At 46.5% G+C, this 3222-nt stretch carries 3 protein-coding genes; all 3 read left to right on the plus strand.

The genetic code is table 11. The annotated features are described in order from the left end of the window. Positions 1-251 precede the first annotated feature (251 nt). The 3 genes from JX325_RS14135 (at position 252) to JX325_RS14145 (ending at position 2615) form a co-directional block, all read left to right on the plus strand. Entirely contained in the window at positions 252-773 is a 522-nt protein-coding gene (locus JX325_RS14135; RefSeq protein WP_204791731.1) for a helix-turn-helix domain-containing protein, read from the plus strand. A 273-nt stretch (positions 774-1046) separates the two neighbouring features. After that, a complete protein-coding gene (locus tag JX325_RS14140; RefSeq protein ID WP_204791732.1) occupies positions 1047-1256 on the plus strand; it encodes an excisionase in 210 nt (69 codons plus the stop codon). Positions 1257-1364: 108 nt separating this feature from the next. After that, a complete protein-coding gene (locus JX325_RS14145) occupies positions 1365-2615 on the plus strand; it encodes a tyrosine-type recombinase/integrase (RefSeq protein ID WP_204791733.1) in 1251 nt (416 codons plus the stop codon). Positions 2616-3222: the final 607 nt, after the last annotated feature.

A 3222-nucleotide genomic window follows, 5' to 3' on the forward strand; every position in this document is an offset into this window, starting at 1 on the left:
GTGCTGGATAGTCCCGCAGATTTGATGGGCTTCGATGGCAGTTTATGACCTGCCGCGTTTGACCATTTATCAAAGCCAAAACTACCAGTACGGCTTCGCTATTATAGCTTAGCACATTCTTTTGAATAAGTCAACATATTTTTGAATAAATTTGAATAATAAATCTTTTGAGGTAAATTTGAAGTTCGTATAAATTTTGCTTTTATTTTTCGGAAGAATGTGTTATACTCATTTTAAGGAGGTGATACTGCATGACAACCGGGCAGACTATAAAGCAAGCTCGGCAGGCAGCTGGCATAACACAGCAGGAACTCGCGGACAGGCTGGGAATCTCATATAGTGGTGTAAGCCAGTGGGAGACAGACAAACGTAATCCCAAACAGGAAACATTAGTTCGTATCGCAAAAGCTCTGGATATTCCTGTGAGTTCTCTGTGTGGCCCTGACAGATTTATTCCCGCTAGTGAATTGATTGAAAAATTGTCTGGAATGCTAAAACAGGCGAACAATAACCGAGAAAGTGCGAGAAGAAGCGGCGAATATCAAGAGATGATAGGATGGGAACATATTGCTATCGAATTGGAACAATTAAAGGGCCAATTCTCCGGCCCGTATAGCGCATTGTCAGAAGATGCGGAGCAGCTAGTGGAAATGTTCGACTGCCTTAACAGCAAGGGAAGAAAAAAGGTTTTAGAGTGGGTCGGCGATTTCTGCAAAATCCCGGAGTATCAGGCGATTCTAGCCCAGCCCCAACAAGAATCCCCTCAAACGTAAAATAGCGTTCCTCCGGCTGCAACCAGGAAACACTAAAAAAGAAGTCGTCCGCACGGGCTGCAACCCTGCGGACGACAAGCACAGACGCCTTCTTACAAATCCTACTTTGAGCTAATGAAAGGGGAGAAGCGTTAAGGGCTTCTTGGCCGAGCGATGGGTAAGTAATACCCTCCCAGCTTCAAGATTCTATGACGTACAAACAAATATGAGAGGCGGTTCCCGCCTCCAGCTGTCCCATTGCGGCTCATTGAGAGCGCAATACTATATTAATACATGGCATCTAAAAATTCCCTGGTCCCTGTTTGGGAGAAATATATACTGTCCCTCGAAGAGGCCGCGCAGTATTTCCACACCGGAGAAAAGAAGCTTCGGCGACTGGCTGAGGAAAATCCTCCGCCGAAATGGGCCCTTATGAACGGTTCGCGCTTACAGATTAAACGTAAAATCCTTGAACAAGCCATCGACGACTTGTATTCGTTTTGAACTTATGATTTCGCTGGAGACCGAGCCTACAATATGCTATACCACGGGATAGCGTATCGTGGCCCGGTCTCCTTTTCACACACAGACACACAGAAAGGAGACTCGCTTATGTCTGTAAAGCGCAAAGATTCTAAAGGCCGTATCCTGAGAACTGGCGAAAGCCAGAGGCCGGACGGCAGGTATTGCTATAAGTACATCGACGCCAAAGGCAAGCAGCAGTTCGTGTATTCATGGAAATTAGAACCCACTGACCGATTGCCCAAAGGCAAAAGAGACGGCCCCGCCCTCCGAGAGAAAGAAAAAGAAATCCAGAAAGACCAGTTGGACGGCATCGACCATACGGGCGCAAATATGACCGTTCTGGACCTGTATCAAAAGCATATCCAGCTGAATCCCCAGGTCAAGCCCAGCACTGTCCAGGGCCGGGAGCGCCGCAGGAAAATGCTTGAAAATGACCCCCTGGGCTTCATGCGAATTGGCAGTGTTAAGCTCTCTGACGCCAAGGAATGGGCTTTGCGGCAGCAGTCCAAGGGCGCGGCTTACCATACAATCAGGACTGACAAACGCGCCCTTAAAGCCGCATTTTATACCGCCATTTCAGATGATTGCATCCGTAAGAATCCCTTTGATTTCAGGCTGACCGATGTTATTGTGAACGATACGGAGGCCAAGACGCCGCTGACCTCTGAACAGGAAAAAAGTCTGCTTGAATTTCTTCAAACAGACCGTGTATATCGCAAGTATTATGATGAGATTGTGATACTCCTGGGCACTGGATTGCGTATCTCCGAGTTCTGCGGACTTACGGAACATGACATTGACCTGGAGACCAGCATCATCAATATCGACCACCAGCTGCAAAGCGATAGTTCTATCGGTAAATACATTGGAGACCCTAAATCTAAGTCCGGCATCCGGCAGGTACGCATGGGACCGGAAGTCCGGGAGGCATTCCAGCATGTATTATCCCGGCCTCAGAAAGGCAAATCCGTTGAGATTAACGGTTACAGTAATTTTCTGTTCCGCAGCAGAACCGGAAATCCCAGAACCGCCGCCGACTATGAGAACATCATCCGGCGTATTCGGGCGAAACACGCAAAGCTCCATGGCCCTGTATTACCTGAGAACTTAACGCCGCACTCTTTAAGGCATACCTTCTGTACCAAGATGGCTAACAAAGGCATGAACCCGAAAGCCCTGCAATATGTCATGGGTCATGCTGATATAAAATTGACTATGGGCTACTATGCCCACACGGACCCTGTTGCAGCCATGGAAGCTATGAAGCAGGTGCAGGAACCCGAATTTACTACTCAACTTACTACTTTTGAAGGCCAAGTTATGCCACGTATTGCGTAGTTTTGCCAAGAAACCCTAATCACTTATTTCGCTAAACCCCTTGCAAGGCATAGTTTTGCGGCTTTTTGCCAACTTATGCCGGGTTACGGAAAAGTGATTAGGGTTTCCAATGTGAAACACAGATAACCCCATTTCCATTTCAGCTGTTGAGCGTGAATTTAATTCCTTTTGGTCAAAAACATCTTTTGCAGAAGGCTGTGCTAAAAAGCCTACTGTCCACGATCTTCGTCATGCCTATGTTGTTCACCGAATTAACCTTTGGTTAGAGCAAGGTTTGGATTTTGAACACATGCTCCCATATCTTAGCAAGTTTCTTGGACACAAAGGGTTTGATGAGACATTCTATTATTACCATTATGCAGAGGAAGCTGCACATACGATCCACAAGATGGATACAGTTATCCACAAGGTTATTCCGGAGGTGATGCGCAGATGAAACATGAAAAGATTGAGCATCTGTTCTTTTGCCGAAGCTATGATTATCTGTATGTCTATATACCGAAGCAGCAGAATGGGACAGAAAACACCTTGTCCACATATAAATTTGGCTTGAAATCATTCCGGGCATATGTGAACACCATGCCGGGGTTACCTACCAACAGCTTTC

Source organism: Oscillibacter sp. CU971 (assembly GCF_905219725.1).
Classification (GTDB): domain Bacteria; phylum Bacillota; class Clostridia; order Oscillospirales; family Oscillospiraceae; genus Oscillibacter.